Genomic DNA, 25,935 nt, shown 5'->3' on the forward strand with positions numbered 1-25,935 from the left:
GTGGGAGGGGGCTTGCTCCCGATGGCGGTGTATCAGCCAGCTTATCGTTAGCTGACACACCGCCATCGGGAGCAAGCCCCCTCCCACAGGGGATCTGCGCTGACTGACTGGCATTAGGGCAAGCACATTGGAGCCAATCAGCCGCCGATGATCTTCATCACCGTTGCGCCGCCCGAGAAGGCCACTTCCTGTTTGTCGCCCAGGGCTTTCATCAGTAAGCCTTGCAAGGCTGGCAGTGCCTGGTGGCGAGGTTTGTCCAGCAGGTCGCCGACGTAGTGACGATTGCTCGAAGACAGGCAGCCATGCAACCAACCCGTGGAAGACAGACGCAAGCGCGAGCAGGTGCGGCAGAACGGCACGCTTTCATTGGCGATCACGCCAAAGAAGCCCTTGCCCGGCACTTCATAGCGCACAGCGGTAGCATCGACCGGGGCATTGGCTTGCAGGTATTCGTGATGTTCGCCGATCAGGCTGAGCAGTTGTTGCAGGCTGACGAATTGCTGCAGAAACGCATTGGAGTCTTTCGCCAGGTGCCCCATGCGCATCAACTCGATAAAGCGCAGCTCGTAGCCCCGCTCCAGGCAGTAGTCGAGCAACGGCATCACCTGGTCCAGGTTCTGGCCGCGCAAGGGCACCATATTGACCTTGATCTTGATTCCGGCCGCGCGGGCCTGGTCCATACCATCGAGCACAGTGGCCAGGTCGCCACCGCGGGCGATACTGCGGAAGGCGTCGGCATCCAGGGTGTCGAGGGAAACGTTGATGCGCCGAATGCCCGCGTCCACCAGCAGCGGCAGCTTGCGCGCCAGCAACTGGCCGTTGGTGGTCAGGCTGATGTCGCTGAGCCCCATCTGCCCCACGGCCCCCATAAAGGCTTCCAGCTTGGGGCTCACCAGCGGCTCACCGCCGGTAATACGCAGGCGATCGATGCCAGCCGCTTCAATCAGGTAAGCCACGCCTCGGGCCATGGCTTGCGCCGAAAGTTCGTCCTGGGCAGCCACCAGCCGCTTGCCATTGGGCACGCAGTAGGTACATGCGTAATTGCAGGCTGAGGTCAGGCTGATTCGCAAATTGCGAAACCGCCTGCCTTGACGATCAACGATCATGAACCACTCCGGCAGAGGATTTTTCGGGCGCACTAGAAGCTGACTCATAAATCAGCTTTTAGCAAGGTCCTTGCCTGAGTATATTCCTAGGGTACTGCGCCTGGCAGTAAATCATTGAGCCATCAGTGTGGCGAATGACTCAGGCAGCAGGGGCATCGCCAGCTTTTTCCGGGGCAGACAATTCAGGGCTGTGCTTGCGCTTGTTGCCCATGCGCACGCCGATGTCCATCAGGAACTGAAAGAAGCCTTCCTGATCTTCCAGCACATTGCTCCAGAACGGCGAGTGGTACAGCGCAACGGCGCCATGCACCAGCGCCCAGGCCGCGCAGTAGTGAAAATATGGCGGCACGTCTTCGAGCTTGCCTTCACTGATACGACCCTTGATCAGCAAGGTCAGGCGTTCGAAGTTCGAGGCGCGGATCTTGTGCAGCTCCTCGACCATTTCCGGCACCTGGTGGCCCTTGACCACCTTTTCTTCCAGGCGGTCAAACAGGCGGTAGCGCTGTGGATCGCGCATGCGGAACTCGAAATATGCACGGGACAAGGCCTCTTTGTCCTTGTCGACATCGGCCGAATGCAGCAGCTCGTTCAAGTCACGCTCATAGTCGAGCATCAGGCGCAGGTAAATCTCGGCCTTGGATTTGAAATGCTTGTAGATCGTGCCTTTGCCGATACCCACGGCATCCGCGATCATCTCGACGGTGACGCTGTCTTCGCCTTGTTCGAGGAACAACTTGAGTGCGGTGTCGAGAATTTCCTGCTCACGGCGGCGAAACTCACGGACCTTACGGGGTTCTTTATGCATGAGGAAGAGGTCTGCAAAGGTCGGAATAGGGAGGGTTGCGCACGCCATGGATACGTGGCGATACGATTTACCCGATGCGAGGGATTATCCCGACTGAACGGTCGCTGGGCAACGCCTATGTGAACCGGTTATGCACTTTACTTTCAGTACGCCAACGATTTAAGCATTATCAGTCAGAAACAATACGCCAGACTCAAGGTGCGCATCATGCTCAATGAGAACTCAAGCGAAGAACGCGTATTCCAAATCTGTTTAAAAATCGATCAATTGCGACTGGACTGAATCCGATAGTGATCAATACTTCAACTGTCGGCGCGACATCTCCCCCAAGTGAAGCGCCGACCTGGGTACCGACGGACTGTGTGCCCTTGTTTTACTCCTAATGGTCTTAGCCCGGATTCACCCCCCAGAACCCGGGTTTTTTTTGCCTGCAATTTGGCGACGATCAGGAAGCCACACGGGCCAGTGGAAACAAACGCCTGAAGTTCTCGGTAGTTTGCTCGGCGAAGCGCTCGTAGGACTCACCTCGCAGCATTGCCAGATAATCCGCCACGTCACGCACATACTCCGGCAGGTTCGGCTTGCCGCGATGGGGGATCGGCGCCAGGTACGGCGAATCGGTTTCCACCAGCAGCCGGTCGGCAGGCACCTGGCGGGCAACATCGCGCAGCGCGTCGGCATTGCGGAAGGTAACGATGCCAGACAGCGAAATATAGAACCCCAGGTCCAGGGCGGCCTTGGCCATTTCCCAGTCTTCGGTAAAGCAATGCAACACACCTGCCTGCGGCAGCGCGGCTTCACGCAACAGGGCCAGGGTATCGGCGCGCGCGCCGCGGGTGTGGACGATTACCGGTTTGCCGCTCTGTTGCGCGGCTCGCAAGTGCAGGCGGAACGAGGCCTGCTGCAGCTCGGCGGCTTCAGGTTCGTAATGGTAATCCAGACCGGTTTCGCCAATAGCAACGACACGCGGGTGATTGAGTTCGCCCAGCAGCCAGTCCAGGGCCGGTGCTTCGCCGGGTTTGAGATCCAGCGGGTGGATACCCACCGAACAATCCACATCGGCGTAGCGATCAGCGAGGGCTTTGACGTCGGCGGCGTTTTCAGCGCTGACGCCAATGCACAGGAAGTGCCCTACCCCGCGCTGGCGCGCAGCCTCGAGTGCGGTGTCAAGGGAGCCGCCGTGTTGAGCGAGGTCGAGTCGATCAAGGTGACAGTGGGAATCTACGAGCATGGGCCTCTACAACTTGAGTAACGGAACGTGTCTGGCCAACGATACACCCGCCGGCCACGGAAATTAACGCCGGCCGAGCAGACCGACCCACTGCACCAGCAGCGCTTCGAGCAACAGCACGCGGTTGAGGTTGGCCTTGCCGAGCACTTTCTGGCGCTGGGCAAGGATCCAGTCCTGGATCGCCAGCACCTTGTCCTGGGCGCTTTTCTGCGCCAGGTACTGCACCACTTTGCGCATGTCCGGCAGACCCAGGCCGTTTTCGTCCTGGGTCAGCTGGTAGCGCAGGATCAGGCTGGACCAGTCGCAGAACCAGTCGAACAGCAGCAGCAAAGGAATGTCCTTCCACGCACTTTCCGCCAACTGGGTGGCAGACAGTTCCTGCTTGATCAACTTCTTCACACCGTCCACGACCAGCGCACGCTGCTCTCGCACGCCCTGGGCTTGCAGTTTCACCGCCGCCAAGGGGGAGCCTGCGGCCAGGGTCAGCAATTCGACGCGTTCTTCTGCCGAGCACTCCGGCAGCGCCTGCGCCAGCCACTCAAGGCTCATGGCCTCGCTCGGCAGCGGGCATGCCTGCTGCACGCAACGGCTGCGAATCGTCGGCAACAAGCGGCTGGACTGATGGCTCACCAGCAACAGCACGGTGTCGCCGGACGGTTCCTCCAGGCTTTTGAGCAAGGCGTTGGCGGCGTTGATGTTCATCGCCTCCACCGGCTCGATCAGCACCACTTTGCGCCCGCCCATCTGCGCGGTCTGCACCACGAAGCTGACGAGGTCGCGTACCTGGTCGACCTTGATCGCTTTGTCTGCCTCCTCAGGTTCCAGCAGATAGTTGTCGGGGTGGCTGCCAGCCTTCAGCAGCAGGCAGGATTTGCATTCGCCGCACGCGTCAAGATTGACCGGGCGCTGGCACAGCAAGCTGGCCATCAAGCGTTCGGCCAGGGCGCGTTTGCCGATGCCTATCGGGCCATGCAGTAAATAGGCGTGGGCGTGCTGGGCACGGCCGGCCAGTTGGTGCCAGAGGCCGTCCTGCCACGGATAGGCTTCAGCCACGGGCACGCTCCAGAAGGCTGGGCAACAGCGCATCGATGGCTTGCTGCACCTGAGCCAGCGGTTGAGCCGCGTCAAGCAGGTAGTAACGCGCAGGCTCTGCCTTGGCACGCTCGAGGAACGCGCTGCGCACCGCGTCGAAGAAAGCCTGGCCTTCCAGTTCGAAACGATCCAGGCGGCCGCGGGCGCTGGCGCGGGCCATTCCCACTTCAACTGGCAGATCGAACAGCAGGGTCAGATCAGGGCGCAGCCCCCCCTGCACAAAGGTTTCCAGCGTTGCGATACGTTCCAGGCACAACCCACGGCCACCGCCCTGATAGGCGTAGGTGGAGTCAGTGAATCGGTCGCAGATCACCACGGCCCCGCGTGCCAGTGCCGGTCGGATCACCTCGGCCAGATGCTGGGCACGGGCGGCGAATACCAGCAGCAGCTCCGTGTCCGGGTTCATAGGCTCATCGCCCGGCGTCAGCAGTACCTCACGGATGCGCTCGGCCAGTGGCGTACCGCCGGGCTCGCGGGTCAGCACCACTTCGATGCCTACGGCACGCAGGCGATCGGCCAGGTAATCGCGGTTGGTGCTTTTGCCGGCGCCTTCCGGGCCTTCGAGGGTCACAAACAAGCCAGTCACAGGCAGTCCTTAGTCAGAGTCATTGCGGGCTTTGTGGGGCGCTGGTGTCCGGCGCGGATTCTGCCGGGACGTCAACGGGCGGCACCGTGCCCTCCAGCGGTTTGGCCAATGGCGCCGGGCTGGAACGGTAATCGGCGCGGCGCTTGAGCTGGAACTCGCGCACGGCGGCATTATGCGCATCCAGGTCGTCCGAGAAAATATGGCTGCCATCGCCGCGGGCGACAAAATACAGGCTGCTGCCCGGCACCGGGTTCAGCGCGGCATGAATCGCCTCGCGGCCGACCATGGCGATGGGCGTCGGCGGCAGGCCGGCGATCATGTAGGTGTTGTAAGGATTGGCCTCTTTGAGGTGGGCACGGGTCAACTTGCCGTTGTAGCGCTCACCCAGGCCATAGATCACCGTGGGGTCGGTCTGCAGCATCATGCCCATCTTCAGACGACGTACGAACACACCGGCAATTTGCCCGCGCTCTTCGGGTACGCCGGTTTCCTTTTCTACCAGGGAGGCCATGATCAGGGCTTGATAAGGTTCGGTGTAAGGCGCATCAGCGGCGCGTTTGCTCCACTCCTGGGCCAGTACGTCATCAAGGCGGCTGTAGGCTTTCTTCAGGAATTCAACATCGGTCATGCCACGCACAAAGCGGTAGGTGTCGGGAAAGAAGCGTCCTTCCGGGAACACGCCAGGATGGCCGAGCTTATCCATCACTTCGCTGTCACTGAGGCCCGCGAGGCTTTGCACGATCTTTTCATGCTTGGCCAGGGCCGAGCGCACCTGGCGGAAGTTCCACCCCTCTACCAGCGTCAGGCTGTATTGCACCACTTCCCCACGCTGCCACAGGCCGATCAGGCCTTCGGCGGTCATGCCTGGGGTCATGCGATATTCGCCGCTGTGCAGCGGTTGCCCCTCGAGGTTGAAGCGCCAGTACAGACGCAGCCAGAAGGCACCGTCGAGCACGCCGTCGGCTTCCAGGCGATTGAAGGTTCCGGTGGGTGTTGCCCCTGCCGGCACATCGAGCAATTGCTCCTGGGTCAGATGCAACGGCTGTTTCAAGGCAGCGTTGTATTTCCAGGCAGAAAAGCCCGACAGCAAGGCCGCCGAGCACAGACCGATCAGCAGCAGTACAGCCAGTTTTCGTATCAACTCAAATATCCAAATGCGCGCGAACAATGCCCCGCAGTTTACGGGTGAGCGGCCCAACCGACCAGCTCATCCCAGCGCACTCACGTACCGGCCAGATGCCATAAACGCTGTTGCACATAAAGACTTCGTCAGCTTGGCGCAACTGCTCGGGATCGATGTCAGCCACGGCCACCGGGACGCCCAGCGTATGTGCCTGGGCCAGAATCTCGGCGCGCATCACGCCGGCAACGCCGCAACGCGTCAGATCAGCGGTTAGTAACAAGCCGTTGCGCACCAGGAACAGGTTGCTGAACACGCCTTCGATGACGCGACCGGACATATCCAGCATCAAGCCTTCGGCATATTCGGCATCACGCCATTCGGCACGGGCGATCACCTGTTCAAGACGATTGAGGTGTTTGAGCCCGGCCAGCAGCGGCTGCTCGGCCAAGCGCGTGGCGCATGGGAACAGGCGGATGCCGTCGGTACCATGGGCTTCGGGATAAGCGGCAGGCGGACTGCCTTGCAAGATACGACGTACAGCGGCATCGGGGTTGGCGCCATAACCCCGCTGGCTGTCGCCACGGGTCAGGATCAACTTGAGCACGCCATCGCCAAGGGCAGCGGCATAGACGAGCACCTCGCTACGCGCCAGACCGTGGTCCACCGCCAGTGAGAGGCGCCTGCAGCCTTCCTGAAGGCGCTGCAGGTGACGGTCAAGCAGCAGCGGCTGCCCGGCCTTGACCGCCATGGTTTCAAACACACCGTCGCCATACGCCAGGCCGCGATCTTTCAGGGGCACGCTGTCCGCTGGCTGACCGTCGACCCAGCTGTGCATCACTCGGCGAACCGGCGGAACACCAGCGAGCCGTTGGTGCCACCAAAACCGAACGAGTTGGAGATCACCACGTCGATCGGCATCGGTTGCGCTTCGTGCGGCACGAAGTTCAGGTCGCAGCCTTCGTCCGGCTCATCGAGGTTGATGGTCGGCGGAGCGACCTGATCCTTGATGGCCATCACACTGAAGATCGCCTCGACCGCACCCGCCGCGCCCAGCAGATGGCCGGTCATGGACTTGGTGGAGCTGACGGCCAGCTTGTAGGCGTGCTCGCCGAACACCGATTTGATGGCCTCGGCTTCCGCCAGGTCGCCGGTGGGCGTCGAAGTGCCATGGGCATTGATGTACTGCACCTGGTCAGCGTTGACCTTGGCATCGCGCAGGGCGTTGGTGATGCAGCGCGCAGCACCGGCACCGTCGGCCGGTGGCGAGGTCATGTGGTAGGCATCGCCGCTCATGCCAAAGCCGATCAGCTCGGCATAGATGGTGGCACCGCGCGCCTTGGCATGCTCCAGCTCTTCCAGGACCAGGGCACCGGCACCGTCGGACAGCACGAAACCGTCACGGCCCTTGTCCCACGGACGGCTGGCACGGGTCGGCTCATCATTGCGAGTCGACAGCGCACGGGACGCGCCGAAGCCGCCCATGCCCAGGCCGCAGGCGGCCATCTCGGCGCCACCGGCGATCATGACGTCGGCTTCATCGTAGGCGATGTTGCGCGCCGCCATGCCGATGCAGTGAGTGCCCGTGGTGCACGCCGTTGCGATGGCGTAGTTAGGCCCCTGTGCGCCCAGGTGGATGGACAGGAAACCGGAAATCATATTGATGATCGAGCCCGGCACGAAGAACGGTGAAATTCGACGGGGGCCGGAATCGTGCAGCGTGCGGCTGGTTTCTTCGATATTGGTCAGGCCACCAATACCCGAACCCATGGCCACGCCGATGCGATCACGGTTGGCGTCGGTCACTTCAAGGCCGGCGTTACGCACTGCCTGAAAACCGGCTGCCAGGCCGTACTGAATGAACAGGTCGAGCTTGCGGGATTCCTTGACCGAGAGATATTCCTCGACATTGAAACCCTTTACCGAGCCGCCAAAACGGGTGGAATAGGCAGAAAGGTCCGTGTGTTCGATCAGACCGATACCACTGTGGCCAGCCAGAATGCCCTGCCAACTGCTTGGCACATCCGTGCCCAGTGGCGACAACATACCCATACCGGTGACTACGACGCGTCTACGCGACACAGCACTCTCCTTTTTCTAATGACGACACTTTGCTTCGCAGCGTACTTTTCGTCACCGCTTAAAGAAAAAACCGCACGCCGTTACAGCAGTGCGGTTTTTCCCTGACAGCAAGCGACGACTACAAACTATTACGCCTGGTGGCTAGTAACGTAGTCGATGGCAGCTTGAACAGTAGTGATTTTTTCAGCTTCTTCGTCCGGGATTTCGGTCTCGAATTCCTCTTCCAGAGCCATCACCAGCTCAACGGTGTCAAGGGAATCGGCACCCAGGTCTTCTACGAAGGAAGCAGTGTTGGTCACTTCTTCTTCTTTGACGCCCAGTTGCTCGGCAACGATTTTCTTGACGCGCTCTTCGATGGTGCTCATACCTTGTTTAACTCCTAATGGACAAATTCAGGCAGCTGGCCAGTGGGTAAGTGTATAGAAAGCCATTTCAGCTTTTCAACCGAAAGCTTCACCCTGTACCCGCTCGGCCACCTGCCTATAAATTAAGTTGCAGCTTTATAACGGATTTTAGACAGCTCGTATGACATATTTTTGAAGCGATCCGTCACAATTTAACTCATGTACATCCCGCCGTTCACCGGGATTGTAGCCCCAGTCACGTATGCCGCACCGTCGGATGCCAGGAAAGTGACCACATTCGCGATCTCTTGAGCCTGACCCAGACGACCCAGCGGAATCTGTGTCAGCAAGGCTTCACGCTGTGCTTCGGGCAGTTCGCGGGTCATATCGGTGTCGATGAACCCTGGGGCCACCGAGTTTACCGTAATCGACCGCGAACCGACTTCACGCGCCAGCGCACGGCTGAAACCTTCCAGACCGGCCTTGGCGGAAGCGTAGTTTACTTGGCCGGCGTTGCCCATGGCACCCACTACGGAGCCAATATTGATAATTCGCCCCCAGCGCGCCTTGGTCATGCCGCGCAAAACGCCCTTGGACAGGCGAAACAGACTGTTCAGGTTGGTATCGACCACGTCGTACCACTCGTCGTCTTTCATGCGCATCATCAGGTTATCGCGGGTGATACCGGCGTTATTCACCAGAATCGCCGGCGCACCGAACTGAGCAGTGATCTCGGCGAGCACGGCCGCCACAGACTCATCGCTGGTCACATTCAGCTCAAGGCCGGTGCCCTGCACGCTGTTTTCCTTCAGGGTCGCGGCGATACGCTCGGCGCCCGAGGCGGAAGTAGCGGTGCCGATCACGACGGCGCCCTGACGGCCCAGCTCCAGGGCGATGGCCTGGCCGATGCCACGGCTTGCGCCGGTGACCAGTGCAACTTTACCTTGCAGACTCATGCAGGCTTCTCCTAAGTTCGGGATCAGGGTTCAGGCCAGTGCCGCGCGAGCGGCAGCGAAGGCATCCGGGGTATTGAGGTTAGCGGTCGACACACCGTCGGCGCAGCGTTTGTTCAGACCCGCCAGGACTTTGCCTGGGCCACACTCGACCAACTCGGTGGCGCCATTGGCGGCCAGCGTCTGCACCGATTCAACCCAGCGTACGGGCTTGTAGAGCTGTTCCAGCAGGTCGCGCTTGAGGGTCTCGAGGTCGGCGGCCACTGCCGCGCTGACGTTCTGCACCAGCGGGATCTGCGGCGCCTGCCAGTTAATGGCGGCGATGGACTCGGCAAAACGCTCGGCCGCCGGGCGCATCAGCTCGCAGTGCGACGGCACGCTCACTGGCAACGGCAATGCGCGCTTGGCGCCACGCGCCTTGCAGCCTTCGATGGCACGCTCAACGGCAGCCTTGGCACCGGCGATCACCACTTGGCCAGGGGAGTTGAAGTTCACCGCGCTGACGACTTCGCCTTGAGCCGCTTCGGCGCAGGCTTCAATCACCACGGCATCGTCCAGGCCCAGGATAGCGGCCATGCCGCCCTGCCCGGCCGGAACGGCCTCCTGCATCAACTGACCACGACGCTCGACCAGCTTGACCGCCTCACCGAGGGTCAGGCTGCCCGCCGCGACCAGGGCGCTGTATTCGCCCAGGCTGTGACCGGCGACGAATGCCGGGCGCGCGCCGCCTTCGGCCAGCCACAAGCGCCACAGGGCGATCGAAGCGGTCAGAATGGCTGGCTGGGTTTTGTCGGTTTGATTGAGTTGCTCTTCCGGCCCCTGCTGGGTCAACGCCCACAGGTCGTAACCCAGGGCATCGGAAGCTTCCTTGAAGGTATCCAGGATCAGCGGGTATTGCGCGCCCAGCTCGGCCAACATGCCGAGGGACTGCGAACCCTGCCCTGGAAAGACGAATGCGAGGGATGTAGACATGTAACAAGCCCCTAATGATCTGGTCGTCAAAAATGGTCACTCCTACGGTGGGAGCGCACGAAACTGACAGATTGGATGGTCAATTGAACTGGCCGGTCACATTTAAGCACTCCCGGGCCAATTCGCCTAAGGCAACAGGTCCTCCAGACGGCCGTGCAAGCGTTGCGGCAGGTTTTCCTGGATCTCGATCAGGGCCCGCGCAATCGCGCTCTGGAAGCCTTCCACACCCGCCGAGCCATGGCTTTTTACCACAATGCCCTGCAAGCCCAGAAAACTCGCGCCATTATGCCGCGCCGGGGCGAGGTCAGCTTGCAGGCGGCGCATCAACGGCAGCGCCAGGGCGCCGACCAGGCGCGACGCCAGGTTCTGCTTGAACAGCGCTTCGATGCGCATGGCGATCATGGTCGCCAAGCCTTCGCTGGATTTGAGCAGGATATTGCCGACGAACCCGTCGCACACCACAACATCCGCTTCGCCACGGTACAAGCCGTCACCCTCGACAAAGCCGATGTAATTCAAGCCTGGCGCGCCTTGCAACAAGGTAGCCGCCAGCTTGACCTGCTGATTGCCCTTGATGTCTTCGGTGCCGATATTGAGCAGCGCCACGCGCGGGCGGACCACGCCAAGCGCTTCTGCGGCCACCGACCCCATCACGGCGAACTGGAACAGGTGCTCGGCGCTGCAATCGACGTTTGCGCCCAGGTCCAGCAGCTGGCAATAACCTTTCTGCGTCGGAATCGCCGCCACCATCGCCGGCCGGTCAATGCCCGGCAGTGTCTTGAGCACATGCCGCGACAAGGCCATCAGCGCGCCAGTATTGCCTGCGCTGACACAGGCCTGCACCTTGCCGTCACGCAGTAACTCCAACGCCACGCGCATGGACGAATCGGGCTTGCCGCGCAGGGCCGCAGCCGGCTTTTCATCCATGGTGATGGTTTCGCTGGCCGCAGTAACCGTCAGGCGCGCGCGATCCACAGCCGGATAGCTGGCAATCAGTTCTTCAAGGAGGGAAGGTTGACCGACGAGGGTCAGGTGCAGCGAGGGCGTGGCAGACAGGCTGGCAATACAGGCCTGAACAATGCTGCGGGGACCGAAGTCCCCGCCCATTGCGTCAATCGCGATGACTTGAGCAGACAAGTGATTACTCGTCAGCGCCCTTGTCGATCACTTTACGGCCACGGTATACGCCTTCTGGCGATACGTGGTGACGCAGGTGAACTTCACCGGTGGTCTTTTCCACGGACAGGGTGCTTGCCTCGAGAGCGTCGTGCGAACGGCGCATGTCACGGGCGGAGCGGGATTTTTTGTTCTGCTGAACAGCCATAATTGATTAACTCCTAAACGTTTGGGTCACGCTTTAACTGCGCCAATACACTGAACGGGTTGGACCGCGTTACCTCGTCCTCGCTCGGTTCGGGCTCGTCATCGAGGCCCGCCGGCTGCTGGCATTCTTCCGGATGATGAGCAGGCACAATGGGCAAGGCGAGCAAGAGCTCCTCCTCGATCAGTGCATGCAGATCCAAAGGATCTTCGCCCAGTTCCAGCACGTCATAACCTTTCGGCAACGACTGGGTATTCGCACCCTCCTTCACCACAGCATAACTGCACTCGCTGTGGATCGGCAGGGTGACCAGCTCAAGACAACGCTGGCAAACCATCTTGACTTCGGTGTCGATAAAACTGTGGATTACCACAGACTTACGTTCATCTCGTTCAAAAACGAATTTGGCCTGGACCGCACCGACAGTGTCGGAAAGCGAGTCGCAGAGTCTCTCCAAATCGGCCAGCGGCAATTCACCTTGAAGGGAAGTGCCACGATCAGCCAATTTGCGCGGGTCAACGTGAGGTGGAATCGGGTCATTCAACATAGGCGCAGCATTATAGGGATGCACCCGGCCATGTCAAAGGAAATTCAGCCCTGTGCGTCAGCCGGTCACGCCGCTAGAATCTGCGGCTGTCTTGAGGAGACGTATATGCTGCCTTTATTACTCGCGTCCAGCTCGGTTTATCGCCGGCAATTGCTGAGCCGCCTGCATCTGCCATTCACCTGCAGCTCGCCGGATATCGACGAAAGTCACCGTGCGGATGAGTCCGCCGTGGAGCTGGTCAAGCGCCTGGCCGAAGAGAAATCTCGCGCCCTCGCCACCAGCCATCCTGGGCACCTGATTATCGGCTCGGATCAGGTGGCTGCGCTTGAAGGACGGATTATCGGCAAACCACACACCTTCGAAAACGCCCGTGAGCAACTGCTAGCAGCGAGCGGCAAGCGTGTGAGCTTCCTCACTGGGCTGGCCTTGCTGAATTCCGAGACCGGACACTGCCAGGTCGACTGCATCCCTTTTACCGTGCACATGCGCGAACTGAGCGTTGAACGCATCGAACGCTACCTGCGCATCGAGCAACCTTATGACTGCGCGGGCAGCTTCAAGGCCGAGGGATTGGGCGTGAGCCTGTTCCAGAGCACCGAAGGGCCGGACGCGACCAGCCTGGTAGGGCTGCCACTGATTCGCCTGGTAGATATGTTGCTGGTTGAAGGCGTGCAAATCCCCTAGGAACTTTACAAACCCAATGTGGGAGGGGGCTTGCCCCGATAGCAGTGGATCAGCCAGCTTATCTGTGACTGACACACTGCCATCGGGGGCAAGCCCCCTCCCACATTTTGACCTGCATCCAGTCTGGGATGTCAGCGCAAACTCGGGCCCTGGAAGCCCATATACAGGGCCAACTTCTCAGCCACACTGGCACCGAGTTTCTTGGAGAAACGGTCAAACGGCGACTCTTCGACAGTGAAATCAACCAATTCTTTCTCGCCGACCACGTCCCGCGCCACTGAACTGGCACTGCCCAGGCCGTCGATCAGGCCCAGCGGCAACGCCTGCTCGCCCGACCACACAAGCCCGGAGAACAGCTCCGGATGCTCCTTGTCCTTCAGCCGATCGCCCCGCCCCTGCTTGACGCTGGCAATGAACTGACGATGGGTGGTGTCGAGCACGCCCTGCCAGAACTGGGTTTCATCGGCCTTTTGCGGCTGGAACGGATCGAGGAATGCCTTATGCTCGCCGGACGTGTAGGTGCGACGCTCCACACCCAGCTTCTCCATGGTCCCGACAAAGCCGTAGCCGGCCGCCGTCACGCCAATGGAGCCCACCAGGCTGGCCTTGTCCGCGTAGATCTGGTCAGCGGCGCTGGCAATGTAATAGGCCCCCGAAGCCCCCAGGTCCGAAATCACCGCGTATAGCTTGGTGTCTGGATGCAGGGCGCGCAGACGGCGAATCTCGTCATACACATAACCCGACTGCACCGGGCTGCCGCCCGGGCTATTGATGCGCAGGATCACCGCCTTGACCTTGGTATCTTCGAACGCGGCGCGCAGGCTGCTGACGATATTGTCGGCGCTGGCAGGCTCCTTGTCGGCGATCACCCCACGCACTTCGATCAAGGCGGTGTAGTGGCTGCTACGGGCGGCGCTTTTTTCCATGTCCATCAATGGACTGAACAACGCCAGCATACCCAGCAGGTAAACAAAGGTCAGCAGCTTGAAGAAAATCCCCCAACGCCGCGAGCGACGCTGCTCCTGCACGCTGGCCAGCAAGGTCTTTTCCAGCAACTTCCAGCTCTTGTCATCGCTGCTATCGGCCTTTTCAGGCGCTTTCCACTCGTCACTCATGCCATTAACCCCAGCAAAGACTTATTGAGCCCGACCAAGCCAGGCCTGCAGTTCAGAAAAATGATCGATCGTCAGCCTGGGCTCGTATTGCTGCAAGGCTTGCGCCGCCTGCGCGCCATAGCTGACCGCCACGCTGTCCATGCCGGCGTTGCGCGCCATCATCAGGTCGAAGGATGCATCTCCCACCATCAAAGCCTGGCGCGGCGCTACACCGCAGTGAGCCAGGATCTGCTCCAGCATCAGAGGGTGAGGCTTGCTGGCGGTTTCATCCGCGGCACGGGTAATGTCGAAATAATCGTCCCAACCATGCGCCTTGAGCACCCGGTCCAGCCCACGCCGGGCCTTGCCGGTGGCCACGGCGAGGTAATAGCCCTGGGCGCGGAACGCCTCCAGGGATTGCCTCACGCCGTCGAACAACGGCGAAGGCTCGGCTTCCAGGGCGATGTAGTGGTCCGCATAGTGCTGTCGGAATGCGATCAGTTGCTGATCATCGATCTGCGGGTACAGGGTGCGGATTGCCTCAGGCAAGCCGAGGCCGATGATGCCCTTGACCGCCAGGTCACTGCACAGCTCGAAGCCGGAACGGGTCGAGGCCACGTGCATCGACTCGACAATCCGCCCGATGGAGTTGGCCAGCGTCCCGTCCCAGTCGAAAATCAGCAGTTTGTAATCAAGGTGCGACACTCAAGCGCTCCACGGTCTTGGCCCACATCTCATCAACCGGCGCCTGTAGCTTCAGTTCGCCACCATCGGGCAGCGGCACGGTCAGCATGTAGGCGTGCAGAAACAGGCGCTTGCCGCCCAGATCGCGGATTTCCCTGGAGAAATCTTCATCGCCGTATTTGGTGTCGCCGGCAATGCAGTGACCGGCATGCAGGGTGTGCACGCGAATCTGGTGAGTGCGGCCAGTCACCGGCTTGGCTTCGACCAGGGTGGCGAAATCACCGAAACGGCGCAGCACCTTGAACAGGGTCAGGGCCTCTTTGCCCTCCTCATCCACTTCCACCATGCGTTCACCGGAGCGCAGATTGCTCTTCTGCAACGGCGCGCGCACGCTTTTGATCGAGCTGGCCCAGTTACCGCGCACCAGCGCCATGTAACGCTTGTCCACGCCGTCGCCTCGCAGCGCAGTGTGCAGGTGGCGCAACATGCTGCGCTTCTTGGCGATCATCAGCAGGCCGGAAGTGTCGCGGTCCAGGCGATGGACCAGCTCCAGCTCCTTGGCATCCGGGCGCAACTGACGAAAGGCTTCGATCACGCCGAATGTCAGGCCGCTGCCACCGTGGACAGCGATGCCGCAAGGCTTGTTGATCACGATGAGTTTGTTATCTTCAAACACAATCGACGCTTCCAGGCGCTGCAGCAGGCCCTGGGCCAGCGGCACGGGCTCATCGCGTTCTGGCACGCGCACCGGCGGCACACGGACGATATCGCCCGCCTGCAACTTGTACTCGGGCTTGATCCGGCCTTTGTTCACGCGCACTTCGCCTTTGCGCAAGATGCGGTAAATCAAGGTCTTGGGCACGCCTTTGAGCCTGGCCAGGAGAAAATTATCGATGCGTTGGCCGGCATATTCCGGCGAGACCTCAAGCAGCTGGACGCTGGGGGTCTGGGGGGCGGTAGTCGTCATGGCGGCGATGATAACAATTTTTTATGGAATTGAAGCACTTAATCATTGCTGCTATAGTCGCGAACGCCGCCAAAAGCGGCCTGGACAGAGGACTTGCGGCAAACTGCCGGCCCTGACCATCGCAATTCATCAGGACGCGAGGCCGTCCTACGGGGTGTTCGCCACCTTGGAAGGCTTGGGATTGTAACGAGCGCAGGTGACATGAGGCCTGAAGCGAGTGCGCAAAGCAGAGTGAATACTCGCCTTGCGCGCCGATATTTACGGCCAGTTCACAAAGTGCAGTCAGTCTTGAGCCAGACCATGGCGAATGCTTCGGAAACAACGCCTGTTAAGAGCTGAGTGAGAGCGCAACCGCCCACACCTAGTCTTGTTTAGCCATGAGCGTGAACTCCCCATTGGAGAACACGGTAAATGCCAACCCGCTGCGGATTCTGCGCGCGGCAGCACCCGAATTATCAGGGATACGTGTAGGGTGGAGATGCACAACCGTCGGACCGTGTAGCACTAGGCTTATATTTAGACGCTTCATCTCGTCCACAGTCGCCGGTTGATTCCTCCTCCTGACCTTAGCTTTTGTTGAAGTGGTGCCTTTGTCACCACCGCTAACAAGCAGGACGCGTCCGTCGCGATACGGCCCAATTGGCCTGTTATTGCTGGACACTGGAGTGGCCAACCACTCTTGACGCACCTGACACCGACCGTGAGAAGTCGTGTGTGCCGAACGCCGTTTCCGGCAGCCCGGAAACCGACGGTACAACATGAAAAGAATGCTGATTAACGCAACCCAACCCGAAGAGTTGCGTGTTGCACTGGTAGATGGCCAACGCCTCTACGACCTGGACATCGAATCCGGTGCACGCGAGCAAAAAAAGGCCAACATCTATAAAGGCCGTATTACTCGCATCGAACCAAGCCTTGAGGCTGCCTTTGTCGATTTCGGCTCCGAGCGCCACGGCTTCCTGCCCCTCAAAGAAATCTCCCGCGAATACTTCAAGAAAGCCCCTGAAGGCCGCGTGAACATCAAGGACGTCCTGAGCGAAGGCCAGGAAGTCATCGTTCAGGTCGAGAAAGAAGAACGTGGCAACAAGGGCGCCGCCCTGACCACTTTCATCAGCCTGGCCGGCCGCTACCTGGTGCTGATGCCGAACAACCCACGTGCCGGCGGCATTTCCCGTCGCATCGAAGGCGAAGAGCGCAACGAACTGCGCGAAGCGCTGAACGGCCTGATCGCACCGGCCGACATGGGCCTGATCGTGCGCACTGCAGGCCTGGGCCGCAGCAGCGAAGAAATGCAGTGGGACCTCGACTACCTGCTGCAACTGTGGACTGCCATCAAAGAAGCGTCCCTGGATCGTTCCGCGCCGTTCCTGATCTACCAGGAAAGCAACGTGATCATCCGCGCCATCCGCGATTACCTGCGCCAGGACATCGGCGAAGTGCTGATCGACAGCGTTGAAGCCCAGGACGAAGCCCTGACCTTCATCCGCCAGGTCATGCCGCAGTACGCCAGCAAGATCAAGCTGTACGAAGACAGCGTTCCGCTGTTCAACCGTTTCCAGATCGAAAGCCAGATCGAGACCGCCTTCCAGCGCGTGGTCGAACTGCCTTCCGGCGGCTCCATCGTGATCGACCCGACCGAAGCCCTGGTGTCCATCGACATCAACTCGGCGCGTGCCACGAAAGGTAGCGACATCGAAGAAACCGCCCTGCAGACCAACCTGGAAGCGGCTGAAGAAATCGCCCGCCAGCTGCGCCTGCGTGACATCGGCGGCCTGATCGTGATCGACTTCATCGACATGACCCCGGCCAAGAACCAGCGCGCCGTGGAAGAGAAAGTCCGCGAATGCCTGGAAGCTGACCGTGCCCGCGTACAGGTCGGCCGCATCTCGCGCTTCGGCCTGCTGGAAATGTCCCGTCAGCGCCTGCGTCCATCCCTGGGCGAGAGCAGCGGCATCGTCTGCCCGCGTTGCAACGGCACCGGCATCATCCGTGACGTTGAATCGCTGTCCCTGGCGATCCTGCGCCTGATCGAAGAAGAAGCCCTGAAAGACCGCACCGCCGAAGTTCGCGCACAAGTGCCGATTCCGGTGGCCGCCTTCCTGCTCAACGAAAAACGCAACTCGATCACCAAGATCGAACTGCGCACCCGTGCCCGTATCGTCATCCTGCCGAACGATCACCTGGAGACGCCGCACTTCGAAGTGCAGCGCCTGCGCGATGACAGCCCGGAAGCCCACAGCGGCCAGTCCAGCTACGAAATCGCCGCTGCCGCTGCTGAAGTCGAAGAAGTCCAGCCAGCCGCCGCGACCCGCACCCTGGTGCGCCAGGAAGCCGCCGTGAAGACCGCACCGGCCCGCGCCAACGCACCGGTGCCGAGCGAAGTTGCCACTCCGGTTGCCGCGCCGGCCGCCATGCCTGAGCCAAGCCTGTTCAAAGGCCTGGTGAAGTCGCTGGTCAGCCTGTTCGCCACCAAGGAAGAGCCTGTCGCTCCGGTTGTGGTTGAAAAAACCGCCACCGAACGCCCTGCGCGCAACGAAGAGCGTCGCAACGGTCGTCAGCAGAGCCGTAACCGCAACGGTCGTCGCGATGAAGAGCGCAAGCCGCGCGAAGAACGCGCCCCGCGTGAAGAGCGTGCGCCACGTGAAGAACGTGCTCCTCGCGAAGCCCGTGAAGAAACCCCGACCGTAGCCCGTGAAGAACGCGCACCTCGCGAAGAGCGCGCACCGCGTACTCCACGTGCCCCGCGTGAAGATCGCAAGCCGCGCGGCGAGCGTGAAGAACGTGTGCGTGAACTGCGCGAGCCGTTGGACGCGGCACCTGCCGTCGCCGCTGCCGCAGCCGCTACCACCGAAGAACGCCCGGCTCGCCAGCCGCGTGAAGAGCGCGCGCCACGCGAGGAACGTCAACCACGTGCCCCGCGTGAAGAGCGTCAACCGCGCGCCGAACAAGCCGCTGCCGCCAGCGAAGAAGAAGAAGTGCTGACCGGCGAAGAGCAACTGCAGGACGATGGTCAGGACAACGCCGAAGGCGATCGTCCACGCCGCCGCTCCCGTGGTCAGCGTCGTCGCAGCAACCGTCGTGAGCGTCAACGTGACGCCAACGGCAACGTGATCGAAGGCTCGGAAGAAGCCGGCGAGAACGCAGAAGCTGCCAACCACGAGCCGACCGGCGACGAACTGGCTGCCGGCCTGGCCGTGACTGCCGCCGTGGCCAGCACGGTCATCAGCGCACCTGCCGAGGCCCAGGCCCATGAGCAGGCTGAGCGCGCTACCGCCGCTGTCGAAGAAACCGTCGCAGTAGAAGCGCCTGTTGCCCAGACCCCAGTGGTCGAAGCGCCGGTGGTGGAAGCCACTACCCCGATCGAAACCCCAGTGGTTCCGGAAGTGGAAGTGGCACCGGTTCGCGACGCTCAACCGCAAACCGTACCGGTTGCCGTTGAACCTGCTCCAGTGGTCGAGCCTGAGCCAGTGGTTGAAGCGGTTGTCGAAGCTCCGGCTGTTGAAGAAGCTGCCCCGGCCGTGCGTGAAGTTCGTGAAGAACAGACCGCCTTCCAGTGGACTGCCGAACCTGCCGCCCCGGTTGAAGCGCCTGCGCCTGCTCCGGTAGTCGAGGAAGCGCCGGCTCCGGTGGCCGAAGTCGTGGTTGAAGAAGCTGCCCCATTGGTTGAGCCAACGCCGGTCGTGGCACCTGAGCCAGTGGTTGAAGCCCCCGTGGTAGCCGAAGAAGCTGCCCCAGTGGCTGAAACTGCACCGGCAAGCGCACTGACCGAGAACGGCCGTGCGCCGAACGACCCACGTGAAGTGCGTCGTCGTCGCAAGGAAGCCGAGGCTGCTGCAGCTGCTGCGGCGTTGCAGCACAAGGCCCTGGAAGAAGAGCACGAGCCTAAACCCCTCGTCTGATTCCATCGGCCATTAAAAAGCCCCGCCTGAGCAATCAGGCGGGGCTTTTTTATGGCAATGGTCACAAGCGACGGGCTTCACTGTAGGAGCGAGCTTGCTCGCGAAAAACGCCCAGGCAACGCGTTCATTCTGGATAAACGCGGGAGCCCTAAGATCTTCGCGAGCAAGCTCACTCCTACACTGGCATTAGGGCAAGCCCCCTCCCACAATTTAATACGCGTCAAAATTCAACCGCTGTGGCACGTCCACATCCCAGAGAACGCCGCCATCCTCTAGCGGCACTTCACTCACCCAAGCACGCGCGAATAGTCGCTTTGCGCCACGATCCCCCGTCAGCGCCATCAAGTCCGTGCCCAGCGCACGGTCAAAGGCCACGGGATGCCCATGCTCACCCGCATGCACCGGCACGCTGATGCCACCCGCTTCCAGCGCATTGATCACTTGCTCGATGCTGTTGGTTCGGATAAACGGCATATCCCCCAGCACCACCAGCCACCCCTGTGCCAAGCCACTGGCCGCAACCGCCGCCGCAATACTGTCGCCCATGCCGGCCGACTGCAGCAGCAAGACCTTGCAACCATGTGCCTGCGCCAACCGAACGACGGGCTCGCGATCCGGCGAAGTCACCACCCAGCGCTCCGTCACGCTGGCTGGCAGATTCACCAATACCTGCTCGATCACCGACCGCGTCACGCCGTCCAGGCCGACGCACTCCGCCAGCAATTTATCGCGGTCGGCGCCGGCCGCGGCGCGAAAGCGACTGCCCTGCCCCGCCGCCAGCACGATCGCCGTGATTGTCACTCGGCAACCACCGGCAGCGGCTTCTTCTGCAAAGGCGCCACGCCGTTCTTGATCGCGACGATTTCCGCCATGAGCGACAGCGCGATTTCCGCCGGGGTATGGCTGCCGATGTGCAAGCCGATTGGCCCATGCAAGCGCGCAATCGCATCCGCCGACAATCCCAGCGCCGCCAGGTTTTCCCGGCGTTTCTGCGTGTTGACCCGCGAACCCAGGGCGCCGATATAGAACGCGCTGGAATTCAACGCGGTGAGCAAGGCCATGTCATCCAGGCGCGGATCGTGGGTCAGGCAGACGATTGCCGTGCGTTCGTCGGTCTGGATATTGAGCACCGCTTCATCAGGCATGCCCGGCACGAAGCGGCCGTGCTGTTCCTCCCAGCCATAGACAAACTCTTCACGCGGGTCGCAGATCAGCACTTCAAAGTCGAGCAAGCGCGCCATTTCCGCTACGTAGCGCGACAATTGCCCGGCGCCGATCAACAGCAGGCGCCAGCGCGGCCCGTAGATCGCGCGCAAGCGTTGCTCATCAAAGACCACCCCATCGGTCTTGCTCGCGGCAGTCAGGGTCACATTGCCAGTGGCCAGGTCCAGCTCCCGCGCAACGATCTCATGATCCTCGCAGCGTGCCAGCAATTGCTCGACCCACTCCCAGTCATCCACCCGCTCCTCGGTCAGACGCAGCGTGCCGCCGCAGGGCAGGCCGAAACGCGCCGCCTCATCGCGGGTGACGCCGTAGGTCACCAATTGCACGGGCGGACCGTCGTCCGGCAAGCGGCCATCCTGCAAGCGTGCGATCAAGTCGTCTTCGATGCAGCCGCCGGACACCGAGCCGATCACCACCCCGTCGCCACGCAAGGCCAGCATCGCTCCGGGTGGGCGCGGCGCACTGCCCCAGGTCTGCACCACGCTGTACAGAATCACGCGTTGCCCGGCGCGGCGCCACTCCAGCACGCTGCGCAAGACATTCAGGTCCACACTGTCCATCAGGCCTTCGCCTCCTGCCAACCCTGCAACTGGTAGCGTATCGGCAGGCTGCGGATACGCTGGCCGGTCGCCGCAAAAATCGCATTGCACAACGCCGGCGCAATCGGCGGTACACCAGGTTCACCGACACCGCCCAACGGCACTTCGCCTGCCGGCGTCACCAGGTGCACGGCGATTTGCCTGGGCGCCAGGGACATGCGCGCCACTTCGTACATATGAAAGTTGTCTTGCTGGACCTTGCCGTCCTTGAAACTGATCTCGCCCAGCACTGCGTTGCCCAAGCCCATGACACACGCGCCCTCGAACTGCGAGCGAATGCGTTCCGGGTTGATTTGCGGGCCGCAGTCCACGGCGATATCGGCCTTGTGCACGATCAGCGTACCGTCATCCTTGACTTCCACCTCGATCACCGCCGCCACGTAGGTGACGAAGCTGTAGTGCACCGCCAGCCCCAGGCCACGCCCCTTGGGCAGCTTACGCCCCCAGCCGGCGGCCTTGGCGGCGGTTTCCAGTACGCCACGCAGGCGTGCGGTGTCGATCGGGTAACGCTCGGGGGATTCGCCGTAGTTCCACTCGTCACTCAAGGTTTTCGGATCGATCTGACGGTCCGGGCCGAGCAATTTGATTTGGTACTGCAACGGGTCCTGGCCGGCCTTGTGCGCCAGCTCATCGACAAAACTCTGGATGGCAAAACCGTGGGGAATGTTCGACACCGAGCGGTACCAACCCACGCGGGTATGCGCCGACGCTTCGGGGTTTTCCAGGCGCACGTTGGGAATGGCGTAGGCCATGTTGGTAAAGCCCATGCCCAGTTCGAACGCCGCTTCGTGGTTCATCCCCGGTGCGAACAGCGCCGTGATGCTCGGCGCGACCGTACGGTGCAGCCAGGCGGCGGGCAGGCCGTCTTTGTTCAGGCCGGCCTTGAGGTATTCGGCGGACACGGTATGAAAATAGGAATTGTGGATGTCATCTTCACGGGTCCACTGCACGCGCACGGCTTTGCCCGGAAACTGCTTGGCCAGTACGGCGGCTTCGATGACGAAGTCCGGCTTGGACTTGCGCCCGAAACCACCGCCCAGCAAGGTCACGTGCACCGTGACGTTATCGAAGGGCAGGCCCAGGCGCTCGGCGATGCGTTCGCGGGTGACTTGTGGTGCCTGGCTCGGCGCCCAGGCTTCGCACTGGCCCTTGTCGAAACGGGCCACGGCGACCATCGGCTCCATCGGCGACTGCGCCAGGTGCGGCAGGTAGTAGGCCGCCTCCAAGGTGCTGTCGGCCTCGCCCATGGCCTGGTCGAGGGTGCCGGTATTACGCACCACTTTGCCGGGCTGTCGGGCGGCGGCCTCAAGCTCCCTGCGATAATCCACGGAGTTGTAGCTGGCGTTGACGCCGTCGTCCCACACGATGTTCAGCGCGTCACGGCCCTTGAGCGCCGCCCAGGTATTGCTGGCCACCACGGCCACGCCACCCAGGGGCTGGAACTCGGAGGGGATCGGACGGCTTTCGATTTCCAGCACCTTGATCACGCCCGGCACTTTCAGCGCCGCACTGGCATCGAAGGATTTGACTTTGCCGCCATACACCTTCGGCCGCGCGATGGTGGCGTAGAGCATGCCGTCTAAATGCACGTCGGCACCATAGACTGCAGTGCCGTTGACGATATCGACGCCATCGATGGCCTTGACGCCTTCTTTGCCGATATAGCGAAACTCCGCTGGCTGCTTGAGGCGCAGGCTGTCACGCGCGGGAACGGCCAACGCACCGGCAGCCGTCGCCAGCTCGCCATAGCCCAGTTCGCGCCCACTCGGTTGGTGGGTCACCTTGTGCAATTGCGCACGGCACTCACTGACCGGGACCTTCCACTGCTCGGCAGCGGCCTGCTCCAGCATCGCCCGCACGCTGGCGCCGCAACGCCGCATCGGCTCATACCAGTGACGCATGCTGCGCGAGCCGTCAGTGTCCTGGTTGCCATAACGCACCTCATCACCCGGCGCTTGCTGGACCTTCACCTTGGCCCAATCGGCTTCCAGCTCATCGGCCACCACCAGGCTGAGACTGGTGCGCACGCCCTGCCCCATCTCCGAACGGTTGCACATCACGGTCACCGTGCCGTCGGTGGCAATGCTGACATAGACCTTGGGGTCGTCGATCAGCCCATTGGGCATCGCATCGCCGCCATACGGTTTAACCGCATCGGCGGCGAACGCATCCGGCAGGCCCCAACTGGCGGCAATCACCAGCGCACCAGTGGCACCCGCGCCTTTGAGAAAGCCGCGACGACTGAGGTTAGTGAGTACGAAATCAGCGGGTAACCGGCTCATGCCTTCGCCCCCAGATGAGTGGCTGCCTGGCGGATCGCGGTCTTGATTCGGTTGTAGGTGCCACAACGGCAAATGTTGCCGACCATGGCCTCCTCGATCTGTTCGTCACTGGGATTGGGGTTGGTTTTGAGCAGCGCGGTGGCCGACATGATCTGCCCACCCTGGCAGTAACCGCACTGCGCCACAGCGGTGTCCAGCCAGGCTTGCTGTACCACTTGGCCGACAGGATCGGTATGCAGGTTGTCGATGGTGCTGATGGCCTGGCCTTTGACCGAGCCGATCGGGGTGATGCAACTGCGCGCGGGCGCACCGTCGATATGGATGGTGCAGGCACCGCACAGGCCCATGCCGCAACCGAACTTGGTGCCGTTGTAGCCCGCCACATCGCGAATCGCCCACAGCAGCGGCATATCCTCGGTGACATCCAGTGGGTGGTCTTGACCGTTGAGTTTCAGGGTAATCATGGGCACGCCCGCCTGTTCATTGCATTGTTAGGGGCGAGCAATCTGTTGCAGGAGGTCACGCGGTTCGGTGCGCACAGATTGGCTCAGGCTGAGGAGGCTCTCTTGTGAAGACAGGTCTTCACCGGGCCTTTGGTGGAGCATTCACTTAATGTAAACCAAAACGGTCGAAAGTCAGCGGGCAGAAACGCAAACGCCCCGAACAGGTCGGGGCGCTTGCGGATAACTGAGCGGCGCAGGTTCACGCCATCAGCGGCTTACTTGACTACAGGCGCTGGGCCTTCGGCCACACCCAGGTCATCTTCCGGGCGGGTGTCGGAGATACCGGTACCGCCGGACGCCAGTTCGCTTTGCAGCTTGTCGGTGTCCAGTTCGTTGACCCATTTGGCGACAACGATGGTGGCAACCGCGTTACCCACCAGGTTGGTCAGCGCACGGGCTTCGGACATGAAGCGGTCGATACCCAGGATCAGCGCCAGGCCGGCAACCGGCAGGTGGCCGACGGCCGACAGGGTTGCAGCCAGTACGATGAAACCGCTGCCCGTCACACCGGCGGCGCCCTTGGAGGACAGCAACAGCACCAGCAGCAGGGTGATCTGATGGGTGATGTCCATGTGCGTGTCGGTCGCCTGGGCGATGAACACGGCGGCCATGGTCAGGTAGATCGAGGTACCGTCAAGGTTGAACGAGTAGCCGGTTGGGATCACCAGGCCGACCACGGATTTCTTCGCGCCCAGACGCTCCATCTTGATCAGCATGCGTGGCAGCGCGGATTCGGAGGAGGACGTACCCAGTACGATCAGCAGCTCCTCACGGATGTAGCGAACCAGCTTCAACACGCTGAAACCATGCGCGCGGCAGATCGCACCCAGCACCACCACCACGAACAGGATGCAGGTGATGTAGAAACAGATCATCAACTGGCCCAGTTGCACCAGGGAACCCACACCGTAGGCACCGATGGTGAAGGCCATGGCGCCCAGGGCACCAATTGGCGCGAGCTTCATGATCATGTTGATGATGTTGAACATCACGTGGGCGAAGCGATCGATGAAGTCCAGCACCGGCTTGCCGTAGGCACCCAGGCGGTGCAGGGCGAAACCGAAGATCACCGAGAACATCAGTACTTGCAGGATGTCACCGGTGGCGAACGCGCCGACGATGGTGTTCGGGATGACGTTGAGCAGGAAGCCAACGATGCTCTGGTCTGCACCGGCAGTCACATAGGCCGCGACTTTCGAAGCATCCAGGGTAGCCACGTCGATGTGCATGCCGGCGCCCGGCTGTACAACGTTGACCACGACCAGGCCGATCAGCAGGGCGATGGTGGAGACGATTTCGAAATACAGCAGCGCGTAGCCGCCGGTTTTGCCGACCGATTTCATGCTTTGCATGCCAGCGATGCCGCTGACTACGGTGCAGAAGATAATCGGGGCGATGACCATCTTGATCAGCTTGATAAAGCCGTCACCCAGTGGCTTGAGCGCCACGCCGGTCTGCGGGTAGAAGTGACCGAGCAAAATACCGATAACGATTGCAACGATCACCTGGAAATACAGGGATTTGTACAGTGGCTGACGAGTCGTCATTGCAAAGTTCCTCAATCGTCCCGTGTGGCAAAGATCCGCCGTTGCCCACGACACTTGAATTGCGAACCCTCCTGCACTGGAGGGATTTGTTGTTTGCGAAGCCTGTAGGAACACGCCTGCGCTGTAATCCTTATCGCAAACGTCGTGCCACTTTGCTTTAAATACCCTGAAGGCCTTTAGAGATTAGGCCCGAAGGTTTCCAGAGCCCCTCTCAGGCCGCGGACGAGATGGCGGTTTTCCGCCGAGCAGCCCAATCGCATCCTGGAATTTGGCGGATATCCGCCTTGTCGCGT

24 protein-coding genes are annotated in these 25,935 nt (G+C 61.3%); 2 read left to right on the forward strand and 22 right to left on the reverse strand.

Features of this window, described 5'->3' with window-relative positions:
- Nucleotides 1-137 precede the first annotated feature (137 nt).
- The 14 genes from C4J94_RS20425 to C4J94_RS20490 all read right to left on the reverse strand — a co-directional run bounded on the left by C4J94_RS20425 (nucleotide 138) and on the right by C4J94_RS20490 (nucleotide 12,159).
- Nucleotides 138-1,106, reverse strand: coding sequence for a GTP 3',8-cyclase MoaA (locus tag C4J94_RS20425; protein WP_124387802.1), 969 nt, complete (start codon nucleotides 1,104-1,106; stop codon nucleotides 138-140).
- A 139-nt stretch (nucleotides 1,107-1,245) separates the two neighbouring features.
- Nucleotides 1,246-1,911: a TetR/AcrR family transcriptional regulator gene (locus C4J94_RS20430; RefSeq protein ID WP_124387803.1), complete on the reverse strand. Its 666-nt coding sequence runs from the start codon at nucleotides 1,909-1,911 to the stop codon at nucleotides 1,246-1,248.
- Between the two features lie 445 nt (nucleotides 1,912-2,356).
- The gene (locus C4J94_RS20435; RefSeq protein WP_124387804.1) at nucleotides 2,357-3,142 is read right to left on the reverse strand and encodes a TatD family hydrolase; all 786 of its coding nucleotides are present in this window, start codon (nucleotides 3,140-3,142) and stop codon (nucleotides 2,357-2,359) included.
- 63 nt (nucleotides 3,143-3,205) lie between these two features.
- Nucleotides 3,206-4,195: a DNA polymerase III subunit delta' gene (locus tag C4J94_RS20440; protein ID WP_124387805.1), complete on the reverse strand. Its 990-nt coding sequence runs from the start codon at nucleotides 4,193-4,195 to the stop codon at nucleotides 3,206-3,208.
- Nucleotides 4,188-4,820 (reverse strand): dTMP kinase, encoded by a 633-nt coding sequence (gene tmk / locus C4J94_RS20445; RefSeq protein WP_124387806.1) that lies wholly within the window; start codon nucleotides 4,818-4,820, stop codon nucleotides 4,188-4,190. Before tmk ends, C4J94_RS20440 begins: the two co-directional genes overlap by 8 nt.
- A 19-nt stretch (nucleotides 4,821-4,839) precedes the next feature.
- Entirely contained in the window at nucleotides 4,840-5,961 is a 1,122-nt protein-coding gene (gene mltG, locus C4J94_RS20450) for an endolytic transglycosylase MltG (RefSeq protein WP_124387807.1), read from the reverse strand.
- Between the two features lies 1 nt (nucleotide 5,962).
- Nucleotides 5,963-6,778, reverse strand: a complete 816-nt coding sequence (pabC, locus tag C4J94_RS20455) for an aminodeoxychorismate lyase (protein ID WP_124387808.1) — start codon at nucleotides 6,776-6,778, stop codon at nucleotides 5,963-5,965.
- Nucleotides 6,778-8,022 (reverse strand): beta-ketoacyl-ACP synthase II, encoded by a 1,245-nt coding sequence (gene fabF / locus C4J94_RS20460; RefSeq protein WP_124387809.1) that lies wholly within the window; start codon nucleotides 8,020-8,022, stop codon nucleotides 6,778-6,780. Before fabF ends, pabC begins: the two co-directional genes overlap by 1 nt.
- Nucleotides 8,023-8,150: 128 nt before the next feature.
- Entirely contained in the window at nucleotides 8,151-8,387 is a 237-nt protein-coding gene (acpP, locus tag C4J94_RS20465; protein WP_010165887.1) for an acyl carrier protein, read from the reverse strand.
- Nucleotides 8,388-8,578: 191 nt separating this feature from the next.
- On the reverse strand, nucleotides 8,579-9,322 hold the full coding sequence (gene fabG, locus C4J94_RS20470; RefSeq protein WP_124387810.1) for a 3-oxoacyl-ACP reductase FabG: 744 nt from the start codon (nucleotides 9,320-9,322) through the stop codon (nucleotides 8,579-8,581).
- Between the two features lie 30 nt (nucleotides 9,323-9,352).
- Complete coding sequence (gene fabD, locus C4J94_RS20475) at nucleotides 9,353-10,291, reverse strand: ACP S-malonyltransferase (protein WP_015885433.1); 939 nt, start codon at nucleotides 10,289-10,291, stop codon at nucleotides 9,353-9,355.
- A gap of 126 nt (nucleotides 10,292-10,417) precedes the next feature.
- Entirely contained in the window at nucleotides 10,418-11,428 is a 1,011-nt protein-coding gene (plsX, locus tag C4J94_RS20480; RefSeq protein ID WP_124387811.1) for a phosphate acyltransferase PlsX, read from the reverse strand.
- A 4-nt stretch (nucleotides 11,429-11,432) separates the two neighbouring features.
- Complete coding sequence (gene rpmF, locus C4J94_RS20485; protein WP_003179396.1) at nucleotides 11,433-11,615, reverse strand: 50S ribosomal protein L32; 183 nt, start codon at nucleotides 11,613-11,615, stop codon at nucleotides 11,433-11,435.
- Nucleotides 11,616-11,628: 13 nt separating this feature from the next.
- Nucleotides 11,629-12,159, reverse strand: coding sequence for a YceD family protein (locus tag C4J94_RS20490; RefSeq protein ID WP_124364014.1), 531 nt, complete (start codon nucleotides 12,157-12,159; stop codon nucleotides 11,629-11,631).
- A 105-nt stretch (nucleotides 12,160-12,264) separates the two neighbouring features.
- Here C4J94_RS20490 and C4J94_RS20495 point away from each other — a divergent pair, with 105 nt between their 5' ends.
- Complete coding sequence (locus tag C4J94_RS20495) at nucleotides 12,265-12,843, forward strand: nucleoside triphosphate pyrophosphatase (RefSeq protein WP_124387812.1); 579 nt, start codon at nucleotides 12,265-12,267, stop codon at nucleotides 12,841-12,843.
- Nucleotides 12,844-12,974: 131 nt separating this feature from the next.
- Here C4J94_RS20495 and C4J94_RS20500 read toward each other — a convergent pair whose 3' ends face one another.
- From C4J94_RS20500 to rluC, 3 genes are read right to left on the reverse strand one after another with little or no spacing between them, the layout of a single operon-like run.
- Nucleotides 12,975-13,958 (reverse strand): S49 family peptidase, encoded by a 984-nt coding sequence (locus C4J94_RS20500; RefSeq protein WP_124387813.1) that lies wholly within the window; start codon nucleotides 13,956-13,958, stop codon nucleotides 12,975-12,977.
- A gap of 21 nt (nucleotides 13,959-13,979) precedes the next feature.
- Nucleotides 13,980-14,642, reverse strand: coding sequence for an HAD-IA family hydrolase (locus C4J94_RS20505; protein WP_124387814.1), 663 nt, complete (start codon nucleotides 14,640-14,642; stop codon nucleotides 13,980-13,982).
- Nucleotides 14,629-15,588: a 23S rRNA pseudouridine(955/2504/2580) synthase RluC gene (gene rluC, locus C4J94_RS20510; RefSeq protein WP_065951059.1), complete on the reverse strand. Its 960-nt coding sequence runs from the start codon at nucleotides 15,586-15,588 to the stop codon at nucleotides 14,629-14,631. The genes C4J94_RS20505 and rluC overlap by 14 nt, the downstream gene beginning before the upstream one ends.
- Before the next feature lie 758 nt (nucleotides 15,589-16,346).
- On the opposite strand from rluC, the gene rne reads away from it, so the two are divergent.
- Nucleotides 16,347-19,487: a ribonuclease E gene (rne, locus tag C4J94_RS20515; RefSeq protein WP_218566816.1), complete on the forward strand. Its 3,141-nt coding sequence runs from the start codon at nucleotides 16,347-16,349 to the stop codon at nucleotides 19,485-19,487.
- 210 nt (nucleotides 19,488-19,697) lie between these two features.
- On the opposite strand, the gene C4J94_RS20520 is transcribed toward rne, so the two are convergent.
- The 5 genes from C4J94_RS20520 to C4J94_RS20540 all read right to left on the reverse strand — a co-directional run bounded on the left by C4J94_RS20520 (nucleotide 19,698) and on the right by C4J94_RS20540 (nucleotide 25,642).
- Nucleotides 19,698-20,288, reverse strand: a complete 591-nt coding sequence (locus tag C4J94_RS20520) for an NTP transferase domain-containing protein (RefSeq protein ID WP_124387816.1) — start codon at nucleotides 20,286-20,288, stop codon at nucleotides 19,698-19,700.
- Entirely contained in the window at nucleotides 20,285-21,271 is a 987-nt protein-coding gene (locus C4J94_RS20525; protein ID WP_124387817.1) for an XdhC family protein, read from the reverse strand. The genes C4J94_RS20520 and C4J94_RS20525 overlap by 4 nt, the downstream gene beginning before the upstream one ends.
- Complete coding sequence (locus C4J94_RS20530) at nucleotides 21,271-23,592, reverse strand: xanthine dehydrogenase family protein molybdopterin-binding subunit (RefSeq protein ID WP_124387818.1); 2,322 nt, start codon at nucleotides 23,590-23,592, stop codon at nucleotides 21,271-21,273. Before C4J94_RS20530 ends, C4J94_RS20525 begins: the two co-directional genes overlap by 1 nt.
- Entirely contained in the window at nucleotides 23,589-24,056 is a 468-nt protein-coding gene (locus tag C4J94_RS20535) for a (2Fe-2S)-binding protein (protein ID WP_124387819.1), read from the reverse strand. Before C4J94_RS20535 ends, C4J94_RS20530 begins: the two co-directional genes overlap by 4 nt.
- 254 nt (nucleotides 24,057-24,310) lie before the next feature.
- Entirely contained in the window at nucleotides 24,311-25,642 is a 1,332-nt protein-coding gene (locus tag C4J94_RS20540; protein ID WP_124387820.1) for a dicarboxylate/amino acid:cation symporter, read from the reverse strand.
- Between the last annotated feature and the right edge of the window lie 293 nt (nucleotides 25,643-25,935).

Origin of the sequence: Pseudomonas sp. R5-89-07 (assembly GCF_003851685.1) — a bacterium.
Lineage (GTDB): Bacteria > Pseudomonadota > Gammaproteobacteria > Pseudomonadales > Pseudomonadaceae > Aquipseudomonas.

Bases quoted from the DNA above. Each gene is read 5' to 3' on its own strand.
- C4J94_RS20425 (WP_124387802.1), bottom strand. From the start codon at position 1,106: ATGATCGTTGATCGTCAAGGCAGGCGGTTTCGCAATTTGCGAATCAGC.
- C4J94_RS20430 (WP_124387803.1), bottom strand. From the start codon at position 1,911: ATGCATAAAGAACCCCGTAAGGTCCGTGAGTTTCGCCGCCGTGAGCAG.
- C4J94_RS20435 (WP_124387804.1), bottom strand. From the start codon at position 3,142: ATGCTCGTAGATTCCCACTGTCACCTTGATCGACTCGACCTCGCTCAA.
- pabC (WP_124387808.1), bottom strand. From the start codon at position 6,778: ATGCACAGCTGGGTCGACGGTCAGCCAGCGGACAGCGTGCCCCTGAAA.
- acpP (WP_010165887.1), bottom strand. From the start codon at position 8,387: ATGAGCACCATCGAAGAGCGCGTCAAGAAAATCGTTGCCGAGCAACTG.
- fabG (WP_124387810.1), bottom strand. From the start codon at position 9,322: ATGAGTCTGCAAGGTAAAGTTGCACTGGTCACCGGCGCAAGCCGTGGC.
- fabD (WP_015885433.1), bottom strand. From the start codon at position 10,291: ATGTCTACATCCCTCGCATTCGTCTTTCCAGGGCAGGGTTCGCAGTCC.
- rpmF (WP_003179396.1), bottom strand. From the start codon at position 11,615: ATGGCTGTTCAGCAGAACAAAAAATCCCGCTCCGCCCGTGACATGCGC.
- C4J94_RS20490 (WP_124364014.1), bottom strand. From the start codon at position 12,159: ATGTTGAATGACCCGATTCCACCTCACGTTGACCCGCGCAAATTGGCT.
- C4J94_RS20495 (WP_124387812.1), top strand. From the start codon at position 12,265: ATGCTGCCTTTATTACTCGCGTCCAGCTCGGTTTATCGCCGGCAATTG.
- C4J94_RS20500 (WP_124387813.1), bottom strand. From the start codon at position 13,958: ATGAGTGACGAGTGGAAAGCGCCTGAAAAGGCCGATAGCAGCGATGAC.
- rluC (WP_065951059.1), bottom strand. From the start codon at position 15,588: ATGACGACTACCGCCCCCCAGACCCCCAGCGTCCAGCTGCTTGAGGTC.
- rne (WP_218566816.1), top strand. From the start codon at position 16,347: ATGAAAAGAATGCTGATTAACGCAACCCAACCCGAAGAGTTGCGTGTT.
- C4J94_RS20525 (WP_124387817.1), bottom strand. From the start codon at position 21,271: ATGGACAGTGTGGACCTGAATGTCTTGCGCAGCGTGCTGGAGTGGCGC.
- C4J94_RS20530 (WP_124387818.1), bottom strand. From the start codon at position 23,592: ATGAGCCGGTTACCCGCTGATTTCGTACTCACTAACCTCAGTCGTCGC.
- C4J94_RS20535 (WP_124387819.1), bottom strand. From the start codon at position 24,056: ATGATTACCCTGAAACTCAACGGTCAAGACCACCCACTGGATGTCACC.
- C4J94_RS20540 (WP_124387820.1), bottom strand. From the start codon at position 25,642: ATGACGACTCGTCAGCCACTGTACAAATCCCTGTATTTCCAGGTGATC.